The sequence below is a fragment of the Hydrogenophaga sp. genome, from assembly GCF_031426985.1.
GTDB lineage: Bacteria > Pseudomonadota > Gammaproteobacteria > Burkholderiales > Burkholderiaceae_C > Hydrogenophaga.
This window is the reverse complement of sequence record NZ_JASJOY010000022.1, coordinates 19361-35875: the sequence shown is the minus strand read 5'-3', so window position 1 is coordinate 35875 and position 16515 is coordinate 19361. Positions and strand designations below refer to the sequence as shown.

The window sequence follows — 16515 nt, the reverse complement described above, 5'->3', positions numbered from 1 at the left end:
GCACGGCAAGCCGGCGCAGAGCTCAGACCGTCGGCAGGCGGCGCGCGATCTCGGCCACCAGCTGGCGCGCCAGCGCCAGCTTGGACGCCCGCGGCAGTTCGGTGTTGCCCTGCTCGTCGATCAGCAACAGCGCGTTGTCGTCCTGTCCGAAGGTGTCGGGCCCGATGTTGCCCACCAGCAGCGGCACGCCCTTGCGCGCGCGCTTGGCCTGGGCGTTGGCCAGCAGGTCCTGGCTCTCGGCAGCAAAACCCACGCAATACAGCTGGCCGACGCGCGCACGTGGCGTGGCCGCGATCTCGGCCAGGATGTCGGGGTTCTCCACGAAGCCGAGCGTGGGCACGGCACCCGAGCCGTCTTTCTTGATCTTCTGCTCGGCGGCCACCGCAGGCCGCCAGTCGGCCACCGCCGCGGCCGACACGAACACGGTGGCGTTCTGCGCCAGCACGTTCAGCGTCTTCTGCATGTTCAGCGCCGACTTCACGTTGATGCGCCCCACGCCGCGCGGCGTGGGCAGGCTCACCGGCCCGGCCACCAGCGTCACCTGCGCCCCCGCCTCGTGCGCCGCGCGGGCGATGGCAAAACCCATCTTGCCGCTGGAGAGGTTGGTCAGGCCGCGCACCGGGTCGATGGCTTCAAACGTCGGCCCGGCACTCACCACCACGTGTTGCCCCGCCAGCCGCTTGGGGGTGAAGAAGCGCACCAGCTCGTAGAGCAGTTCATCGGGTTCGAGCATGCGGCCGTCGCCGGTTTCGCCACAGGCCTGTTCGCCCACGCCCACGTCCAGCACGGTGCTGCCGTCGGCGCGCAGTTGCGTCACGTTGCGCTGGGTCGCCGGGTGGGCCCACATCTCGCGGTTCATGGCCGGCGCCAGGATCAGCGGCACCCTCTCCAGCGGCCGCGCCAGGCACATCAGGCTCAGCAGGTCATCGGCCCGGCCGTGCAGCAGCTTGGCCATGAAGTCGGCACTGGCCGGCGCCACCAGAATGGCGTCGGCCTCGCGGCTGAGGTTGATGTGGGCCATGTTGTTGTCGACCCCGCCCGAGGTGCGTGCGTCCCACTGCGAGGTGAACACCGGCCGGCCAGACAGCGCCTGCATGGTCACCGGGGTGATGAACTGTTCGGCCGCCTCGGTCATGACGACCTGCACGGTGGCGCCGTCCTTGACCAAGGCGCGGCACAGCTCGGCCGCCTTGTAACAGGCAATGCCACCCGACAGGCCCAGGACGATGTGTTTTCCAGCGAGATCGTTCATGGCCGGCAATGTAGCAGTTCGAACGTTTTTCGCCTGCCGGGCGGGAATGGCCGGGTCCCGGGCCGGACAGGGGCGCCCTTTATAATCGCCATTTCCACCTCCTGCGAGCGCCTGGCTCGCCCGAGTCATGACCAAATTTGTGTTCGTCACCGGCGGTGTGGTGTCCTCCCTTGGCAAGGGCATTGCTTCTGCTTCCCTGGCCGCGATCCTCGAATCGCGCGGCCTCAAAGTCACCCTCATCAAGCTCGACCCGTACATCAACGTGGATCCGGGCACCATGTCGCCCTTCCAGCACGGCGAGGTGTTCGTCACCGACGACGGCGCAGAAACCGACCTCGACCTCGGCCACTACGAGCGTTTCATCGAAACGCGCATGAAGAAGGCCAACAACTTCACCACCGGCCAGATCTACAAGAGCGTGCTCGAGAAAGAGCGCCGCGGCGACTACCTCGGCAAGACGGTGCAGGTCATTCCGCACGTCACTAACGAGATCCAGGAATTCGTCAAGCGCGGCGCCGGCTTCGACACGCCCGACGCGGTCGATGTGGCCATCGTTGAAATCGGCGGCACCGTGGGCGACATCGAGTCCCTGCCCTTCCTGGAAGCCGTGCGCCAGCTCAGCCTGCGCCTGGGCCCCAACAACGCGGCCTTCGTGCACCTGACCTACGTGCCGTGGATCGCCGCCGCCGGCGAACTCAAGACCAAACCGACCCAGCACACGGTGCAGAAGCTGCGCGAGATCGGTATCCAGCCCGATGCCCTGCTGTGCCGCGCCGACCGCCTGATCCCGGATGACGAGCGCGAGAAGATCAGCCTGTTCACCAACGTGGCGCAGTGGGGCGTGATCTCCATGCCTGACGTGGACACCATCTACAAGGTACCGCGCGTGCTGCACGAGCAGGGCCTGGACGGCCTGATCTGCGACAAGCTGCGCCTGAACACGCCGCCCACCAGCCTCAAGCGCTGGGACGACCTGGTCTACGAGACCGAGCACCCGCAGGGCGAGGTGAAGATCGCCATGGTCGGCAAATACGTCGACCTGTCGGACAGCTACAAGTCGGTCAACGAGGCGCTGCGCCACGCCGGCATGCGCAACCACGTCAAGGTGAGCATCGATCACGTCGACTCCGAGACCATGGAAGGCCCGGATGCGGCCGAAAAACTCGCGAAATACGACGCCATCCTGGTGCCCGGCGGCTTCGGCCAGCGCGGCGTGGAAGGCAAGATCAACACCGCCCGCTTCGCCCGCGAACACAAGGTGCCCTACCTGGGCATCTGCCTGGGCATGCAGGTCGCGACCATCGAATACGCGCGCCACGTGGCCGGCCTGGCCGGCGCCAACAGCACCGAGTTCGATGCCGCCTGCCAGCACCCGGTGATCGCGCTGATCGAAGAGTGGAAAGACGCCGATGGCAGCATCCAGAAGCGCGACGCCAACTCCGACCTGGGCGGCACCATGCGCCTGGGTGCGCAAAGCTCCGACGTGACCCCTGGCACGCTGGCGCACAGCATCTATGGCGACGTGGTGACCGAGCGCCACCGCCACCGCTACGAAGCCAACGTCAACTACCTGGACCAGCTGCGCCAGGCCGGCCTGGTGATCTCGGCGCTGACGCAGCGCGAGCAGCTGACCGAAATCGTCGAGCTGCCATCGAGCGTGCACCCCTGGTTCATCGGCGTGCAGTTCCACCCCGAGTTCAAGTCCACCCCGTGGAACGGCCACCCGCTGTTCAACGCCTTCGTGAAGGCCGCGGTAGAACACCATCAACAGGCGGCCAAGGCCTGACCGGAGCCCCCATGCAACTCTGCGGATTCGATGTCGGACTGGACAAACGGTTTTTCCTGATCGCCGGCACCTGCTCCATCGAAGGGCTGCAGATGTCGCTCGATGTGGCGGGCCAGCTCAAGGAAGCCTGCACATCGCTGGGCATCCCGCTGATCTACAAAGGCTCGTTCGACAAGGCAAACCGGTCCTCGGGCACCACCCAGCGCGGGGTCGGTCTGGACGCCGGTCTGAAGATTCTGGAAGAGGTGCGCAAACAGCTGCAGCTGCCCATCCTGACCGACGTGCACGACGCATCGCAGGTGGCCGAGGTCGCCAGCGTGGTCGACGTGCTGCAGACCCCGGCCTTCCTGTGCCGCCAGACCGATTTCATCCGCGCCGTCGCCCAGTCGGGCAAACCGGTGAACATCAAGAAGGGCCAGTTCCTCGCGCCCTGGGACATGAAGAACGTGATCGACAAGGCCCGCGCCGCCGCGCGCGAGGCAGGCCTGTCGGAAGACCGCTTCCTGGCCTGCGAGCGCGGTGTGAGCTTTGGCTACAACAACCTCGTGGCCGACATGACCAGCCTGGCCGAGATGCGCAAGTCCGGCGCGCCGGTGGTGTTTGACGTGACCCATTCGGTGCAGAAGCCCGGGGGCCTGGGCGGTGCCAGCGGTGGTGCGCGCGAGATGGTGCCGGTGCTGGCCCGTGCCGGCGTCGCCGCCGGCGTGGCCGGCCTGTTCATGGAAACCCACCCCAAGCCGGCCGAAGCCTGGTCCGATGGCCCCAACGCCGTGCCGCTGAGGCACATGAAGGCGCTGCTGGAAACGCTGGTGGCCCTCGATTCCGTAACCAAAACAAACCCGCTGCTGGAGGAGAATTTCCAATGAGTGCGTACATCATTGTCGACATGCAGATCAGCGACCTGGAGCAGTACAAGCAGTACATGGCCGAGGCCCCTGCTGCCGTGCAAGCCGCGGGTGGTGAGTACCTGGTGCGCGGTGGCCGGTTCGAGGTGATGGAAGGCGACTGGCAGCCGGCGCGCATCGCCATGCTGCGCTTCCCCAGCTTCGAGCAGGCCAAGGCCTTCTACGACGGCGAGCAATACCGCCAGGCCCGTGCCAAGCGGGCGGGCGCCACCGCATTTTTCAACATGGTCCTGGTCGAGGGCGTAAGCGCCCCGGTCTTTTGAACACAGTCATTGAAACATCCACCGAAAGGAAATCATGAGCGCAATCGTTGACATCGTCGGCCGCGAAGTGCTGGACAGCCGCGGCAACCCCACCGTTGAATGCGACGTGCTGCTGGAAAGCGGCGTCATGGGCCGCGCGGCCGTGCCGTCGGGCGCCTCCACCGGCAGCCGTGAAGCCATCGAACTGCGCGACGGCGACAAGAGCCGTTACCTCGGCAAGGGCGTGCTCAAGGCGGTCGAGAACATCAACACCGAAATCTCTGAGGCCGTGCTGGGCCTGGACGCTTCCGAGCAGGCCTTCCTGGACAAGACCCTGATCGACCTCGACGGTACCGAGAACAAGGGCCGCCTGGGCGCCAACGCCATGCTGGCCGTGTCCATGGCCGTGGCCCGCGCCGCCGCCGAAGAAGCCGGCCTGCCGCTGTACCGCTATTTCGGCGGCATGAGCGCGGTGCAGATGCCCGTGCCGATGATGAACATCATCAACGGTGGCGCGCACGCCAACAACTCGCTGGACCTGCAGGAGCTGATGATCATCCCCGTGGGCGCACCGAGTTTCCGCGAAGCCCTGCGCTGGGGCGCCGAGGTGTTCCATGCCCTCAAGGCCATCCTGCACGACAAGCACATCAGCACCGCCGTGGGTGACGAAGGCGGCTTTGCCCCGTCGGTCGAGAACCACGAAGCCGCGCTGCAGCTGATCCTGCAGGCCATCGACAAGGCCGGCTACACCGCCGGTGAGCAGATCGCCCTGGGCCTGGACTGCGCCGCCAGCGAGTTCTACAAGGACGGCAAGTACGTGCTCGAAGGCGAAGGCGGCATCGCGCTGACCGCCGAGCAGTGGACCGACATGCTGGCCACCTGGGCCGACAAGTACCCCATCATCTCCATCGAAGACGGCATGGCCGAAGGCGACTGGGACGGCTGGAAGGTGCTGACCGAGCGCCTGGGCAAAAAGGTGCAACTGGTGGGCGACGACCTGTACGTCACCAACACCAAGATCCTGAAAGAAGGCATCGACAAGGGCATCGCCAACTCGATCCTGATCAAGATCAACCAGATCGGCACGCTGACCGAAACCTTCGCCGCCATCGAGATGGCCAAGCGCGCCGGCTACACCGCCGTGATCAGCCACCGCTCGGGCGAGACCGAAGACAGCACCATCTCCGACATCGCCGTGGGCACCAACGCCGGCCAGATCAAGACCGGCTCGCTCTCGCGTTCGGACCGCATGGCCAAGTACAACCAGCTGCTGCGCATCGAGGAAGACCTGGGCGACGTGGCCGTGTACCCCGGCCGCGCTGCGTTCTACAACCTGAAATGAAGACCATGACCGCCCCCACGCTCCGCCGCTGCGCGGGTCGCTGCCCCCCAAGGGGGCTGGCCTTGCTTGGGGCGGCCCGGCGCTGCGGCCTGCCCAGCTGAACCACTTCCGTGGCCCACCGCTTCGTCCCTGCCCTCCTGATCGCGCTGCTGCTGGTGCTGCACGCGCAGCTGTGGTTCGGCCGCGGCAGTGTGCCGCAGGTGGGCCAGATGAAGCAGACACTGGCCGACCTGGAGCTGACCAACCGCGACGCCAAACAGCGCAACGAGCAGATCGCCAGCGAAGTGAACGATCTGCAGGAAGGTCTGGACATGGTCGAGGAACTCGCCCGCCAGGACCTGGGCATGGTCAAGCCCAACGAAATCTTCGTCCAGATCGCCCAGAACAAGCCCTGACACCGCGTCATGGCCCTGACCGTCACCCTGCTCGGCGGCGAATCCTCCGGCAAAACCACACTGGCCCAAGCCCTGCAGCCCTTGCTGCGGGCACAGGGCCTCACCTGCACCCTGGTCCCCGAACAGCTGCGCACCTGGTGCGAAGCGCAGGGCCGCGCGCCGCTGGCGCACGAACAGGCCGCACGCGCGAACGCCCAGACCCTGGCCATCGAATCCGCCACCCAGGACGCGACGATCCAGGTGGTGCTGGCCGACACCACCGCGGCGGTGATCGCCGCCTACAGCGAGCTGTATTTCGAGGACCGCTCGCTCTGGCCCGCGGCCATGGCACAGCAGCACCGCTACGGGCTGACCTTGCTGATGGGGCTGGACCTGCCCTGGGTGCCCGACGGCCTGTTCCGCGACGGACCGGCCCTGCGGTCCGCCACCGACACCGTGCTGCGCCGCGAGCTGCAGGCCGCCGGCATCCCGTTCCAGACGCTGTACGGGCCACTGGCGCTGCGCGTGCAGCAGGCCCTGCGCGCCATCGGCGGCGCGCTCCAGCGGTCCCTCACGACACAGGACCCCGACTGGGAACAGGGGCGCCGCCCCTGGACCTGCGAGAAGTGCAGCGACCCGGACTGCGAGCACCGTCTCTTCACCCAGCTGCTGCAACAACGATCCACCGAGGCCTGAGCATGATCCCCGCCACTCCCTTGCCCGATTTCCGCAGCCCCGCCTTCCTGCGCGCGCACATCGAAGACACGCTGGGCTTCTACCTGCCGCGCGCCTTCGACCCCAGCGGCGGCCTGTTCCACTTCCTGCGCGACGACGGCAGCGTCTACGACGCCCACACGCGCCACCTGGTCAGCAGCACCCGCTACGTGGTCACGCTGGGCATGGCGGTGCGGCGCGGCCTGGGTGGCGAGCTGGTGCGCCAGGCGCTGCAACAGGCCTTCGACTTCCTGCCACACCACCGCCACCCCGAATCCGGCGGCTACGCCTGGCTGCTGGACTGGCGCAGCGGAAAGGCCCACGTGCTGGACGGCACCAACCACGCCTACGGCCTGGCCTTCGTGCTGCTGGCCCATGCCCACGCGCACATGGCGGGCGTGGCCGGGGCGCATGCGGGCATCGCGCAGACCTTTGATCTGCTGGAACAGCGTTTCTGGGAACCCGCGCACGGCCTGTACGCCGACGAAGCCACGCCCGACTGGCAACTGCTGCCCTACCGCGGCCAGAACGCCAACATGCACCTGTGCGAAGCGCTGCTGGCCGCCTTCGACGCCACGCAGGAGGCGCACTACCTGGACCGCGCCGCCCTGCTGGCCGAGCACATCACCGTGCGGCAGGCCGCCCTGGCCGATGGACTGGTCTGGGAGCACTACCGGGCCGACTGGTCGGTCGACTGGGACTACAACAAGGACGACAAGACCAACATCTTCCGGCCCTGGGGCTTCCAGCCCGGCCACCTGACCGAGTGGACCAAGCTGCTGCTGCAACTGCACGAACGCCGCCCGAACCCGGCCCTGGTCGAACGCGCGCGCCACTTCTTCGACACCGCCCTGCACAAGGCCTGGGACGGTGAACACGGCGGCCTGTACTACGGCTTCGCACCCGACGGCAGCATCTGCGACAGCGACAAATATTTCTGGGTGCAGGCCGAATCGCTGGCCGCCGCGGCGCGCCTGGCCACCGTCACCGGCGAGCAGCGCTACTGGGCCGCCTACGAGCACCTGTGGGCCTATGCCTGGCGCCATTTCGTGGACCACGAACACGGCGCCTGGTGGCGCATCCTCACGGCCGACAACCGCAAGCACTCGGACGAGAAGAGCCCGGCCGGCAAGGTGGACTACCACACCATGGGCGCCTGCCATGATGTGCTTGATGTGATCGGGTGATCGGGTACCCCCTTGCGCCGCTGCGCGGCGCCCCCCCAAAGGGGACCACGCCAGCGGCCCGGCAAAGCCGGTTCCGCGGCGTGTGCTGGATTTAGCACTCGCTCGCGCCTGGGGGAACCCGGCCCCTGCATTTGCGGTCTACCGCCCCACACCGTGCGCTGTCCGGGTGTTCCGGACCGCCAGTGTTCTGGAGGTGCAGGTATGTGGAAACGTCTGTCGGTGTTGTGGCTGGCCGTGCGCGGTGATGCGAAGCGGCTCTGGTTCGCGCTGGGGCACCCGGAAGCGCCGGGCTGGCTCAAGGCCGGCGCGGCAGCCATCGTGCTCTACCTGCTCTCGCCCATCGACCTGATCCCGGACATGATCCCCGTGCTGGGCATGGTCGACGACCTGGTCATCGTGCCGATGGCGCTGCGCTGGCTGCTCGCGCGTCTGCCGGCACACATCCGCCGCCACGCGGACGAGCGCGCCGCAGGCCGGCGCGCCGCGGTGATCGACACCTGACACCGGCCCCCGGCGTCAGGGCACCAGCGACAGGAACAGGAAGGCCGCGAACAGCACCAGGTGCACGGCACCCAGCATGACGTTGGTGCGGCCGGTGGCCAGGGTGAGCGTGCTGACCATGAAGGTCAGCACCAGCAGCACCAGGTCCTTGGGCGTGAGGCCCAGCACCAGGGGCAGGCCCAGCAGCACCGAAGCCGTCACCACCGCCGGGATGGTCAGCCCGATGCTGGCCAGCGCCGAACCCAGCGCCAGGTTCATGCTGGTCTGCAGGCGGTTGGCGCGCGCGGCGCGGACGGCGGCCCAGGTCTCGGGCAGCAGCACCAGCAGCGCGATGGCGATGCCGATGACGGCCTTGGGGGCCCCCAGCGCGGCCACGCCCGCCTCGATGCTGGGCGAGAGCTGCTTGGCCAGCCCCACCACCGACACCAGTGCCAGCAGCAGCAGGCCAAAGCTGGCCCAGGCCTGCGCGTTGCCGGGCGGGTGGGCGTGCTCGGCCTCGTTCGAGGCGTCGGAGGGCGGCAGGAAATAGTCGCGGTGGCGCACGGTCTGCACGAACACGAACACCAGCCACAGGGCCACGGACGACAGGCCCACGAACACCAGTTGCGACACCGTGTACAGCCCCACCCCGGCGCTGGTGGTGAAGGTGGGCATGACCAGCGACAGCCCGGCCAGGGCCACCAGGGCCGCCAGCGCGGAGTTGGAGCCGTCGAGGCGGAAGTTCTGTTCGTGGTGACGCAGCCCCCCCACCAGCAGGCACAGGCCGACCACGCCGGTGCAGATGATCATGACGGCCGAATAGATGGTGTCGCGCGGCAGGGTGGCCTTGTCCGGGCCGCCAGTCAGCATCATCGAGACGATCAGCGCCACCTCGATCACGGTGATGGCCACTGCCAGCACCAGGGTGCCGAACGGCTCACCCACCCGGTGCGCCACCACCTCGGCGTGGTGCACCGCGGCGATCACCGCGCCCACCAGCATCAGGGCGCACACCACCATCCACCACCCAGCGCCCGCCATGCCGACAAAAGACAGGCCGAGCACGGCGGCAGCGGCGAACGGCACCGCGGTGAACCAGGACAACATGGGCGGGGGCTTTCAGGCAGGAAACGGGGGCACTGGCGCCCCATGCGCCAGCGGTGCGGGCCATTGTCCCGGCTGCGCCGCAGGCGCGTGCCCCCGCGCGAAAAGACCTTGCACCGGCCCCGCGCCGGGTCCGGGCACGCGGCCGTCAGTCGCCCTGGAAGCCGCCGCGCCGGTAGGTCAGCACCAGGGTGTCGCGCCAGCCCAGCTCGCCGGCCACCAGCGGCTGGATGGGCGTGGTCTCGTGGATCACGCGCGCGTCGTCCAGCAGCAGCAGCGACCAGGGTTCGCTGAGCGTGAAGCGCTGGCCGCTGGGGCCGTTGGCCTCGAACACGCGGCTCTCGCCGCCCTTGATGCCGTGGCGCCCGAGCATGAACACGGCGACCAGGTCCACCCCGTCGCGGTGCGCGCCTTCGGGCGTGGGCCGGCCGATGCCGTCGGTGGTGTCGATGCGAAAGGGATGGGCCTCCACAAACCAGGGCCGCGCGCCTTGCAGGGCCGACACCGCCTGGCCCAAGGTGCCCAGCAGGGTGCGCCACAGCGGCGACGCCACGACCGCCCCGTCCATGGGCTCGAACCAGCGCTGCATGCCGCCGTGCAGCGCGTTGTATTCCAGCGGCTGCCAGTGCGCGCGGTGCGGGGCCAGCTGCACTTCGGCGCCCTCCACCACGAAGCAGCTGTGGCGCCGGCGCCGGTAGCGCCCACCGTCCTTGAGGAATCCGTCGGGCGGCAGATCGTTCCAGCTGGCGTGCAGGGCATCGAGGGCGGCCGCATCGGTGCGCAGCCAGCCCCGCACATCGGCGGCACTCAACAGGACAAACCCGGTGCGGGCCAGGGCGTCGTCCAGCCCGCTCAGGGGCACGTAGGGGGGTGGGTAAGCGTGCAGGCTCATGGGCCGGCAGTGTAGCGGCGCACCGGCGCCGGCTCACCGGCCAGGCGGCCCAGTTTCTGCGCTGGATCAAAACGGCGCCATCCCCGCACTGTCAAGCTGTGCGCATTGCGAAGGAGGCCGCTATGAACCCTGTGAACACCGTCGAATGGTCCGACGCCCTGCTGCTGGACTTTGAACCCATGGACAAGGTCCATCGCGAATTTGTGGACCTGCTGGCCATGGCCCAGACCGCCCCCGACGACGCCCTGCCCCAGGCCTGGTCGGCGGTGCTCGACCACACCGTGCACCACTTCGGACGCGAAGACGAATGGATGCGCAAGACGCGTTTTGCGTCGGCCGACAACCACATCCTGCAGCACCGGGTGGTGCTCAACGTGCTGCGCGAGGGCCTGGCCATGGCGCGCGCGGGCGACCTGCAACCGGTGCGAGAAATGGCCGGCGAATTGGCGGCCTGGTTCGCCAAACACACCCAGTCGCTGGACGCGGCGCTGGCGCTGCACATGCGCCGGGAAATGAGCGAACGCGCGGAGGCCCCGGGGCACCGCGACAGCGGCCCGCACCGCGGCGCGCACCCCCACTGACGGGCCGCCGAAAACGGCGGATGCAACGGCCGATCTGGCGCCGCCGCCCGGCAAGACCCTGCTACCCCATGGGGTAAACCATATGCGGCTTGATATTTGTCAATGGTTATATTGTTTCCCGAACGGAGACAACCATGGCAGATGCCCTACACGCGGCGGCAACAGAGGCAACACCGCCCGAGCCGACCGACACCACACCCTCACCCGCGGCCGATGAACGTTCGGCCGAACGCGAGTCGTCCCTCTTCACCCTGCCGCTGGCGCAGCTGCGCTTCTCGGACCCGATCCAGTGGCTCCGGCTCGGCTGGGCCGACTTCCGACGCTGCCCGCGCATCGGCCTGTTCTACGGTCTGTGCTTCTTCGTCATGGGCCACGCGCTGCTGGCCCTGTTCCAGAGAGCGCCCCAGTACCTGCTGGCCCTGAGCGCGGGCTTTCTGCTCATGGGGCCCTTCCTGTGCCTGGGCCTGTACGACGCCAGCAAGGCCATGCAGACGCACACGCACCGCCCATCGTTGCGCGCCTCGCTGGGGGCGTGGCGGCCCACCCGGAGCACCATGGCCATCTTTGCCGGCGTGCTGCTGATCCTGGAAATGCTCTGGGGCCGCGCGGCGCTGGTGGTGTTCGCGGTGAGCTTCAACACCATGCCCGAGAAGGCCAACCTGCTGGCCATGCTGTTCGATCCCGAGAACATCGGGTTTCTCATCACCTACACGGTGGTCGGTGGCGTGTTCGCCGGCCTGATCTTCGTGACCAGCGTGATCTCCATCCCCATGATCATGGACCGCCAGGTCGATGCGGTCTCGGCCGGCCTGACCAGCATCCGCGCCTGCGTGCAGAACCCGGGCGTGATGCTGTTCTGGGGTGCGCTGATCACCGGCAGCATCGTGCTGGCGATGTTGCCGGCCTTCCTGGGCCTGTTCATCGTCGGCCCCGTGATCGGCCACGCCACCTGGCACGCCTACCGGCACATCGTGCCGGCCCCCGGCGTCGACGACTGAGCGCGCCGCCGACCGCGGCGCTCAGGTGTTCGGGCCGGCGATCGGCGTGGCGCCGTCCAGCCACAGCCGGCGCAGCAGCCACCAGCCCAGCAGCGTGTCGGTCAACGCCAGCAGGCTGACCGCCCAGCGCACAGCGCCGTCGGGCTGCGCGACCCGCAGGTAGGCGACCAGCACGGCCGACAGGGCATTGACCAGCAACACGAGCCAGAACAGCTGGCTCCGCGGTTGCCAGAGGCGCCACAAGGGATGCGGAATCGGCTTCATGCGCCGATTGTGCCGCGGGCCCTGCGCCCTCAGGTGGGCGCGGCCTCCTGCTCCTGCAGCAGCCGCCACATCACCTTGCCGCTGCCGCTCTTGGGCAGCGCGTCGACGAACTGCACCATGCGCGGGGCCTTGTAGACCGCCATGTGTTCGCGGCACCAGTCCACGATGTCCTGCTCCGTGGTCTGGCCTCGGGCGGCCTCGCGCAGCACCACCACCGCCTTGACGCTCTCGCCACGGTAGCCGTCCTGGGTGCTGATGACACAGGCCTCGGCGATGGCCGGGTGCTTGAACATCAGCGCCTCCACCTCGGCCGGCCAGACCTTGAAGCCGCTGGCGTTGATCATGCGTTTGAGGCGGTCGGTGATGAAGAAATAGCCGTCCTCGTCCACGCGCCCGAGGTCGCCGGAGCGGAAGAATTTCTGTCCGTTGAAGTCGATGAAGGCCGCCGCCGTGGCGTCGGGCCGCTTCCAGTAGCCGCTGAACACCTGCGGGCCGCGGATGATGATTTCACCGGCCTCGCCCTGTGGCATTTCCTGCAGGGTTTCGGGGTCCACCACGCGCGCGTCCACGCTAAGGAACGGGATGCCCAGGCACTGCTGCTTGGGGGCGTCGGCCGGGTTGTTGTGCGACGGCGCGGCGGTCTCGGTCAGGCCATAGCCTTCGGCATACCGCAGGCCGAACTGCTCGAACAGGCGCTGCGCCACCGCCTGCGGCATGGCGGCGCCGCCGCCGCCGATGAAGACCAGGCTGGAGAGGTCGTATTGATCGAAGCGCGGGCTGGCCAGCAGGTCGATCACCATGGTGGGGATGTTGGTCCAGTGCGTGACCCTCCAGCTGGAGATCAGGCGCCCCGCGAGCTCGCGGTCCCAGCGCGGCATGATGACCAGCGTGGCCCCGGTGTAGACGCCCGAATGCATGCCCACCACCATGCCGGTGATGTGGAACATGGGCACCACCACCAGCGACACGTTCTCGTGCGTGCCGCCGGTCCACAGCTGGCCGGCCACGGCGTTGTGCATCAGGCTGGCGTGGGTGTGCACGCAGCCCTTGGGCAGGCCGGTGGTGCCGCTGGTGTAGGGCAGCACGCTCAGGTCTTCGGGCATGCGGTCGTGCACCGGCGGCGCGGCGCTGCAGGCCAGCGCATCGGCCCAGTCGGCCACAGTGCCGCCGGGCATGGCGGGCAGCGGGTGGCGCGTCTTCAGCCAGGGCTCCCACGCAGCCGGCATTTCGGCCTGCGGGCCGATGGCGTCGTGGTAATGCGCCACCACCAGGTGTGCCAGGCGCTGCGCCTCGGGCAGCTCGGCATTGGCCTGGAGCAGATCGCTCGCCAGATCGGCCGCGCTGATGGCGAGCTTCACGTCCGGGTCGGTGATGTAGTGCTTGAGCTCTTCGGCGCGGTTCATCGGGTTGACCGGCACCACCACCGCATTGGCCCGCAGGATGGCGTAGTGCGCCACCACCCACTGCGGACAGTTCTGCATGAACAGGATGACGCGGTCACCGGCCTTCACGCCGTTCGCGTGCAGATGCGCGGCCAGGCGCTCGGCCTGGTCGTGCAGCTCGCGGTAGGTGGTGGACCTGTCGAAGAAGACCAGGGCCGGCTTGTCCGGATAGCGCGTGGCGCTGACCACCAGGTTGAACCACAGCGAGGTGGCCGGTGGTGTGATGCGATGCGGCAGCCGCTTGGGCCAGAAACGGTGGTGGGGGCGCTGTGGCGCGTCGGCGGCTGGCATGGGTCTGTCTCCTGTGTCGTTGTACGGCCACCCGCGGCGACCTTGGAAAAAGCATACGTGCGCCTGCTGCGAAAAGAAAAGCACCGATGTCGCGACCGGGACGAGCTGCCCGTGGCACGCCTCGTGCTTGGATGCTGGCGTGGGCACGCGGATCGATGGTGATGTACCCATGCATAAATCACATGAAGTTCCCACGTAAACCCCGATGACCCGCGCCGGGGGCGCCGTCTACAGTCTGCGCTGCCCGCCGATGCAGCCCATTCTGGTGCACAGAAGCGTCTCATGGCATCGCCAACAACAGCCCTCAACCAACAGGAGAAACGCATGTCCTTCAAATCTCTCAAACTGACCGCCTCCATCGTGGCCGCCATGGCCACCCTGGCGGCCGCCCCGGCACACGCCGGCAAGACACTGGACGCCATCAAGGCGCGCGGACAGCTGGTGTGTGGTGTGAACGTGGGCCTGGCCGGCTTCTCCGCCGCCGACAGCAGCGGTGCCTGGACCGGCATGGACGTGGACTACTGCAAGGCCGTGGCCGCCGCGGTGCTGGGCGATGCCGGCAAAGTCAAGTGGGTGCCCCTGACCGCCCAGCAGCGCTTCACCGCCCTGCAGTCCGGCGAAGTGGACGTGCTCTCGCGCAACACCACCAACACCCTCTCGCGCGACGCATCGCTGGGCCTGAACTTCGTCGGCGTGAACTACTACGACGGCCAGGGCTTCATGGTCAACAAGGGCAAGATCACCAGTGCCAAGCAGCTCAAGGGCGCCACGGTGTGCGTGCAGTCCGGCACCACCACCGAAAAGAACCTGACCGACTTCTCGCGCGCCAATGGCCTGAACATCAAGGCCGTGGTGTTTGAAAAGCTTGAAGCCTCCACCGGCGCCTATTTCTCGGGCCGTTGCCAGGCCTACACCACCGACGCATCGGGCCTGGCCTCGATCCGCGCCAAGGAAGCCAAGGACCCGACGGCCCATGTGATCCTGCCCGACCTGATCTCCAAAGAGCCCCTGGGCCCGATGGTGCGCCGCGGTGACGACGAGTTCTTCGCGATCTCCAAGTGGGTGCTCAACGGCCTGATCGAAGCCGAGGAATACGGCATCACCCAGGCCAACGTGGACGAGATGAAGAAGAGCACCGACCCGCAAGTCGGCCGCATGCTGGGCGCCACCGAAGACCTGGGCAAGCACCTGGGCCTGGACAAGGAATGGCTGGCCCGCTCGATCAAGGCCGTGGGCAACTACGGTGAAGTCTTTGAACGCAACGCCGGTCCGAAGACCGCGCTGAACCTGCCGCGCGGCAAGAACGCGCAGTGGAACAAGGGTGGCCTGATGTACGCAGCCCCGCTGCGCTGATCCCCCCCAACGCTGGCGCTTGCCGCAGCAGGCACAAGCGACCTATGAACGGGTTTCGTAGGGCGCTTGTGCCATTTTTTTAGCCACGACTTCCGGGAACGACCCCATGTCCCATCTGCCCTTGATACCCGCGCGGCCACTGCCGCCCAGAAAGCGGCGCTCGATCTCCTGGCACAGCCGTGAAGGCCGCAGCGTCATCTACCAGATCGTGGCCATCGTTTCGGTGGTGACCCTGGCCTGGCTGCTGGTGCGCAACACGCTGCGCAACATGCGCGAGCGCGGCATCCAGAGCGGCTACGACTTCATGGGTCAGCCGTTCGGTTTCGACATCAGCGAGACGCTGATTCCCTACGAGGTGATGAGCACCTACTGGACCGCGTTTTCCATCGGCCTGCTCAACACGCTCAAGGTGGCCGTGATCGGCATCGTGCTGGCCACCCTCGTCGGCACGCTGATCGGCGTTGGCCGCTTCTCGGCCAACTTCCTGGTGCGCAAGCTCTGCTACGGCTACGTCGAGTTTTTCCGCAACGTGCCGGTCTACCTGCAGCTGCTGATCTGGTACATCGTGTTCACCGAACTGCTGCCCAACTTCGAACAGGCCTGGCAGGTCGGGCACTTCTATCTGAGCAAGAACGGTTTTTCCTTCCCCTGGCCGGTGTGGCAACTGGGGCAGACGCTGGCGCTCGTCGGACTGGTGCTGGGGACGATCGGCGCCTACCTCTACGCCCGCAAGGCGCAGCGGCACTTTGACCAGACCGGGCAGCAACGACCGGTGCTCTGGCTGTCGCTGGCCCTGATCGCCGGCCTGGCCGTGGCCGGCTGGCTCGCGGGGGGAGCGCCCACCGGATGGGAGATCCCCACAAAGGGCGATTTCCAGATCGAAAACGGCGGCGTGTTCAGCCCCGAATTCGGTTCCCTGCTGCTCGGTCTGGTGCTGTACACCGCGTCGTTCATTGCCGAGATCGTGCGCTCGGGCATTGCCTCGGTCTCGCTGGGGCAGCACGAAGCCGCGGCTTCGCTCGGGCTGAACAAGCGCCAGGCCATGCGCCTGGTGGTGCTGCCGCAGGCACTGCGCGTGATCATCCCGCCCCTGACCAGCCAGTACCTGAACCTGACCAAGAACTCCTCGCTCGCCGTGGCCGTGGGCTACCCCGAGCTGGTGTCGATCGCGAACACCACGCTCAACCAGACCGGCCGCGCCATCGAGGCCCTGTCCATCGTGATGCTGGTCTACCTCACGCTCTCGCTCATCACCTCGGCACTGATGAACTGGTTCAACGCCAGCGCAGCCATCCAGGAAAGATAGCC

General features: G+C 67.6%; 17 protein-coding genes. 12 read left to right on the top strand and 5 right to left on the bottom strand.

Annotated features, from left to right (window positions below; genetic code table 11):
• Positions 1–22: 22 nt before the first annotated feature.
• On the bottom strand, positions 23–1252 hold the full coding sequence (gene coaBC / locus RMP09_RS03065; RefSeq protein ID WP_310564536.1) for a bifunctional phosphopantothenoylcysteine decarboxylase/phosphopantothenate--cysteine ligase CoaBC: 1230 nt from the start codon (positions 1250–1252) through the stop codon (positions 23–25).
• 127 nt (positions 1253–1379) lie between these two features.
• Here coaBC and RMP09_RS03060 point away from each other — a divergent pair, with 127 nt between their 5' ends.
• The 8 genes from RMP09_RS03060 to RMP09_RS03025 all read left to right on the top strand — a co-directional run bounded on the left by RMP09_RS03060 (position 1380) and on the right by RMP09_RS03025 (position 8303).
• Positions 1380–3038 carry a CTP synthase gene (locus RMP09_RS03060; protein ID WP_310564535.1) on the top strand — a complete coding sequence of 553 codons (1659 nt, stop codon included), beginning with the start codon at positions 1380–1382 and terminating at the stop codon, positions 3036–3038.
• A gap of 11 nt (positions 3039–3049) precedes the next feature.
• Entirely contained in the window at positions 3050–3904 is an 855-nt protein-coding gene (kdsA, locus tag RMP09_RS03055; protein WP_310564534.1) for a 3-deoxy-8-phosphooctulonate synthase, read from the top strand.
• Positions 3901–4206, top strand: coding sequence for a DUF1330 domain-containing protein (locus tag RMP09_RS03050; protein ID WP_310564533.1), 306 nt, complete (start codon positions 3901–3903; stop codon positions 4204–4206). Before kdsA ends, RMP09_RS03050 begins: the two co-directional genes overlap by 4 nt.
• Positions 4207–4240: 34 nt before the next feature.
• Positions 4241–5527 (top strand): phosphopyruvate hydratase, encoded by a 1287-nt coding sequence (gene eno / locus RMP09_RS03045; protein ID WP_310564532.1) that lies wholly within the window; start codon positions 4241–4243, stop codon positions 5525–5527.
• Between the two features lie 110 nt (positions 5528–5637).
• Positions 5638–5922: a septum formation initiator family protein gene (locus tag RMP09_RS03040; RefSeq protein ID WP_310564531.1), complete on the top strand. Its 285-nt coding sequence runs from the start codon at positions 5638–5640 to the stop codon at positions 5920–5922.
• 9 nt (positions 5923–5931) lie between these two features.
• Positions 5932–6597 (top strand): ATP-binding protein, encoded by a 666-nt coding sequence (locus tag RMP09_RS03035; protein WP_310564530.1) that lies wholly within the window; start codon positions 5932–5934, stop codon positions 6595–6597.
• Positions 6598–6599: 2 nt separating this feature from the next.
• A complete protein-coding gene (locus RMP09_RS03030) occupies positions 6600–7802 on the top strand; it encodes an AGE family epimerase/isomerase (RefSeq protein ID WP_310564528.1) in 1203 nt (400 codons plus the stop codon).
• 201 nt (positions 7803–8003) lie between these two features.
• Positions 8004–8303 (top strand): YkvA family protein, encoded by a 300-nt coding sequence (locus RMP09_RS03025; protein ID WP_310564527.1) that lies wholly within the window; start codon positions 8004–8006, stop codon positions 8301–8303.
• Between the two features lie 15 nt (positions 8304–8318).
• On the opposite strand, the gene RMP09_RS03020 is transcribed toward RMP09_RS03025, so the two are convergent.
• On the bottom strand, positions 8319–9389 hold the full coding sequence (locus tag RMP09_RS03020; RefSeq protein WP_409559675.1) for a calcium:proton antiporter: 1071 nt from the start codon (positions 9387–9389) through the stop codon (positions 8319–8321).
• A gap of 145 nt (positions 9390–9534) precedes the next feature.
• On the bottom strand, positions 9535–10278 hold the full coding sequence (locus tag RMP09_RS03015; protein WP_310564526.1) for a 2OG-Fe dioxygenase family protein: 744 nt from the start codon (positions 10276–10278) through the stop codon (positions 9535–9537).
• A gap of 122 nt (positions 10279–10400) precedes the next feature.
• Between RMP09_RS03015 and RMP09_RS03010 the strand changes: the two genes are divergently transcribed.
• Together RMP09_RS03010 and RMP09_RS03005 are read left to right on the top strand one after the other, a co-directional pair.
• On the top strand, positions 10401–10859 hold the full coding sequence (locus RMP09_RS03010; protein ID WP_310564524.1) for a hemerythrin domain-containing protein: 459 nt from the start codon (positions 10401–10403) through the stop codon (positions 10857–10859).
• A gap of 134 nt (positions 10860–10993) precedes the next feature.
• Entirely contained in the window at positions 10994–11857 is an 864-nt protein-coding gene (locus RMP09_RS03005) for a DUF2189 domain-containing protein (RefSeq protein ID WP_310564523.1), read from the top strand.
• 21 nt (positions 11858–11878) lie between these two features.
• Here RMP09_RS03005 and RMP09_RS03000 read toward each other — a convergent pair whose 3' ends face one another.
• Both RMP09_RS03000 and RMP09_RS02995 read right to left on the bottom strand, forming a co-directional pair.
• Positions 11879–12121, bottom strand: coding sequence for a hypothetical protein (locus RMP09_RS03000; protein ID WP_310564522.1), 243 nt, complete (start codon positions 12119–12121; stop codon positions 11879–11881).
• Between the two features lie 29 nt (positions 12122–12150).
• A complete protein-coding gene (locus RMP09_RS02995) occupies positions 12151–13854 on the bottom strand; it encodes a long-chain fatty acid--CoA ligase (protein WP_310564521.1) in 1704 nt (567 codons plus the stop codon).
• Positions 13855–14178: 324 nt separating this feature from the next.
• Between RMP09_RS02995 and RMP09_RS02990 the strand changes: the two genes are divergently transcribed.
• Together RMP09_RS02990 and RMP09_RS02985 are read left to right on the top strand one after the other, a co-directional pair.
• Complete coding sequence (locus RMP09_RS02990; protein ID WP_310564520.1) at positions 14179–15207, top strand: amino acid ABC transporter substrate-binding protein; 1029 nt, start codon at positions 14179–14181, stop codon at positions 15205–15207.
• A gap of 106 nt (positions 15208–15313) precedes the next feature.
• A complete protein-coding gene (locus tag RMP09_RS02985) occupies positions 15314–16513 on the top strand; it encodes an ABC transporter permease subunit (RefSeq protein WP_310564519.1) in 1200 nt (399 codons plus the stop codon).
• Positions 16514–16515 lie beyond the last annotated feature (2 nt).

Excerpts from the sequence above, each read along its gene's own strand:
- coaBC (WP_310564536.1), bottom strand. The coding sequence starts at position 1,252 with ATGAACGATCTCGCTGGAAAACACATCGTCCTGGGCCTGTCGGGTGGC.
- RMP09_RS03060 (WP_310564535.1), top strand. The coding sequence starts at position 1,380 with ATGACCAAATTTGTGTTCGTCACCGGCGGTGTGGTGTCCTCCCTTGGC.
- kdsA (WP_310564534.1), top strand. The coding sequence starts at position 3,050 with ATGCAACTCTGCGGATTCGATGTCGGACTGGACAAACGGTTTTTCCTG.
- RMP09_RS03050 (WP_310564533.1), top strand. The coding sequence starts at position 3,901 with ATGAGTGCGTACATCATTGTCGACATGCAGATCAGCGACCTGGAGCAG.
- eno (WP_310564532.1), top strand. The coding sequence starts at position 4,241 with ATGAGCGCAATCGTTGACATCGTCGGCCGCGAAGTGCTGGACAGCCGC.
- RMP09_RS03035 (WP_310564530.1), top strand. The coding sequence starts at position 5,932 with ATGGCCCTGACCGTCACCCTGCTCGGCGGCGAATCCTCCGGCAAAACC.
- RMP09_RS03030 (WP_310564528.1), top strand. The coding sequence starts at position 6,600 with ATGATCCCCGCCACTCCCTTGCCCGATTTCCGCAGCCCCGCCTTCCTG.
- RMP09_RS03025 (WP_310564527.1), top strand. The coding sequence starts at position 8,004 with ATGTGGAAACGTCTGTCGGTGTTGTGGCTGGCCGTGCGCGGTGATGCG.
- RMP09_RS03020 (WP_409559675.1), bottom strand. The coding sequence starts at position 9,389 with ATGTTGTCCTGGTTCACCGCGGTGCCGTTCGCCGCTGCCGCCGTGCTC.
- RMP09_RS03015 (WP_310564526.1), bottom strand. The coding sequence starts at position 10,278 with ATGAGCCTGCACGCTTACCCACCCCCCTACGTGCCCCTGAGCGGGCTG.
- RMP09_RS03010 (WP_310564524.1), top strand. The coding sequence starts at position 10,401 with ATGAACCCTGTGAACACCGTCGAATGGTCCGACGCCCTGCTGCTGGAC.
- RMP09_RS03005 (WP_310564523.1), top strand. The coding sequence starts at position 10,994 with ATGGCAGATGCCCTACACGCGGCGGCAACAGAGGCAACACCGCCCGAG.
- RMP09_RS03000 (WP_310564522.1), bottom strand. The coding sequence starts at position 12,121 with ATGAAGCCGATTCCGCATCCCTTGTGGCGCCTCTGGCAACCGCGGAGC.
- RMP09_RS02995 (WP_310564521.1), bottom strand. The coding sequence starts at position 13,854 with ATGCCAGCCGCCGACGCGCCACAGCGCCCCCACCACCGTTTCTGGCCC.
- RMP09_RS02990 (WP_310564520.1), top strand. The coding sequence starts at position 14,179 with ATGTCCTTCAAATCTCTCAAACTGACCGCCTCCATCGTGGCCGCCATG.
- RMP09_RS02985 (WP_310564519.1), top strand. The coding sequence starts at position 15,314 with ATGTCCCATCTGCCCTTGATACCCGCGCGGCCACTGCCGCCCAGAAAG.